This is a genomic window from Stappia sp. BW2 (genome assembly GCF_008107695.1).
Taxonomy (GTDB): domain Bacteria; phylum Pseudomonadota; class Alphaproteobacteria; order Rhizobiales; family Stappiaceae; genus Roseibium.
In genome coordinates, this window is the sequence record NZ_VIRG01000102.1 from 1 (window position 1) to 428 (window position 428).

The following is a 428-nucleotide window of genomic DNA, read 5'->3' on the forward strand; positions in this document are numbered from 1 at the left end:
AATCAGACGACCGAGGGCTGGACCGGCAGCGCCGGCGTACCGGGTGTGTCACAGGATGGCTGGTTACGCCCGGCGGACAGCGCCACCGATCCGTACATTACCTCTCCTGGCGGGCTGGCTGTCGATGGTGCGGCGTACCGTTTCATCATGCTGCGCTTTCGTAAAACCGGCAAACCAGTCTGGGCGGGTGAGATCCGCTGGGTGTCTGCCGGCGAAAACTTCAATAACACGAAGCGATACATTGTTGCTGAGCCGGAATATGCCGATGGGGTGGCAACCCTGACGGTGCGTGATATTCCGTGGACAGGGAACATTGATCGTATTCGCCTGGACCTGACGAACCAGCAGGATGCCAGCAACTTTATCGAATTCGACTGGATCGCCGTTGGCCGGCCAGCACCCGGCGCCAGTACGGCGGCTTTGCAGGA

Annotated in this window: 1 protein-coding gene; it reads left to right on the plus strand. The window is 60.3% G+C overall.

Annotation, left to right across the window (positions count from 1 at the left end):
• The coding region (locus FMN63_RS29540; RefSeq protein WP_148587537.1) for a hypothetical protein at nucleotides 1-428 on the plus strand (428 nt) is incomplete at both ends.